This is a genomic window from Daejeonella sp., assembly GCF_037719425.1.
Classification (GTDB): Bacteria; Bacteroidota; Bacteroidia; order Sphingobacteriales; family Sphingobacteriaceae; genus Daejeonella.
In genome coordinates, this window is sequence record NZ_JBBJNI010000176.1 from 6063 (window position 1) to 7794 (window position 1732).

The 1732-nt window shown below is 43.8% G+C and carries 2 protein-coding genes; both read left to right on the top strand.

The genetic code is table 11. The annotated features are described in order from the left end of the window. Nucleotides 1-121 precede the first annotated feature (121 nt). Nucleotides 122-1288, top strand: a complete 1167-nt coding sequence (locus WKF69_RS17395; RefSeq protein ID WP_340383497.1) for an aminotransferase class I/II-fold pyridoxal phosphate-dependent enzyme — start codon at nt 122-124, stop codon at nt 1286-1288. A 9-nt stretch (nt 1289-1297) separates the two neighbouring features. Beyond that, nucleotides 1298-1732 (top strand): phosphoadenosine phosphosulfate reductase family protein (locus WKF69_RS17400; RefSeq protein ID WP_340383498.1); only part of this gene is annotated, 435 nt, incomplete at its 3' end.

Below are 1732 nucleotides of genomic sequence, written 5' to 3' on the forward strand. Positions count from 1 at the left end.
TCTCGGTTAAAGCCATAATGATGGCTGTGGGAGTAATTGTTATACTAGTCAGCCTCAAAACGATCATTACGACCTTCATTAATTTTATATAAATAAGTATTTTTGCCGAAATCTCAATAATATGAAGGAATCATCCAAACTCATCCGTACCCAAACCCCGAGATCATCTCAAAGGGAGCATTCTGTGCCATTGTATCTTACATCAAGCTTTATGTTTGACGATGCCGAGCATGGGAGGGCTATGTTTACGGAAGAGGTTGAAGGCAATATCTATTCACGTTATTCAAACCCGAATACAACAGAGTTCATCCAGAAGGTTTGCGATGCGGAAGGTGCCGAAGATGGACTGGCTTTTTCTTCTGGTATGGCGGCCGTTTTTGCGTCCTTTGCGGGATTGTTAAAAAGCGGCGACCACATCGTAGCTTTCCGTTCAATATTTGGCTCAACACATCAGCTGTTTACGCAGCTTTTGCCGAGATGGGGCATCACAACAACATATGTTGATGCTTCAAGCCCTGAAGAGTTTGAAAAAGCTTTACGTCCTGAAACGAAAATGGTGTTTTTAGAAACCCCATCAAATCCGGGACTGGAGCTGGTGGATCTTGAATGGCTTGGCGCTTTGAAAAAGAAGCACAAATTTATTCTCAATGTAGACAATTGTTTCGCAACCCCATATCTGCAAAAGCCAATTCGATACGGCGCTGATCTTGTAAGCCATTCATCTACAAAATATATGGATGGACAGGGTCGCGTTTTAGGAGGTGTTGTAGTTGGCCGCAAAGATCTTATCAAGGAAATGATGTTCTTCATCAGGCATACTGGTCCGGCTATGTCGGCATTTAATGCATGGGTGTTTTCCAAGAGCCTCGAAACTTTGCCGGTTCGTATGGACAGGCATTGCAGCAACGCGCTTAAAGTAGCGGAAGCTTTGGAGAAACATGCCGAAGTGGAAGTGGTAAGATATCCGTTCCTTCCTTCTCACCCACAGCATGATCTTGCAAAGCGTCAGATGAAGCAGGGCGGAGGGGTAGTGACTTTTATTATTAAGGGGGGAATGGAACGCGCAATGAGGTTTATGGATGCTCTGGAGATGATTAGTTTATCTTCTAACCTGGGAGATACACGGACAATTGCAACCCATCCGATGTCTACGACTCATTCTAAACTAACGGATGATGAGCGTGCCCAGATCGGTATCTTTCCGGGAAGTATCAGGGTTTCAGTAGGCCTCGAAGATGCGGAAGATATTATCGCGGATCTTATAAAGGCTTTAGATAGTTCAAAGTAATTTGTTAAAATGAATACGCAGAATTTACTTCAGGAAATAAAGGGTTTAGGGATCATTGACTCACTGAAATATATTGCTGATAAATATCCCGGGCAGGTGGTATTCTCGACCAGCTTTGGATGGGAAGACCAGGTAATATCGCATATCATATTCAAGAATGACCTGCCTATAAAAGTGTTTACACTCGAAACAGGGCGTTTATTTCCTGAAACTTATTATGTGTGGAACCGGACGCTTGAAATGTATGGAAAGCAGGTCCATGCGTACTATCCGAATACCCATGCAGTAGAGAATATGATCAGCACCAAGGGGCCAAGCAGCTTTTATGAATCAGTAGAGAACCGTAAAGAATGCTGCGGGATCCGTAAAGTTGAGCCGTTGAAGCGTGCTCTTGCCGGGAATTCGGTTTGGATAACAGGTATTAGAGCTGACCAGTCTATGAAC

What these genes read in the sequence shown, in the direction of transcription:
- WKF69_RS17395 (WP_340383497.1), top strand. Translation starts at nt 122, where the DNA reads ATGAAGGAATCATCCAAACTCATCCGTACCCAAACCCCGAGATCATCT.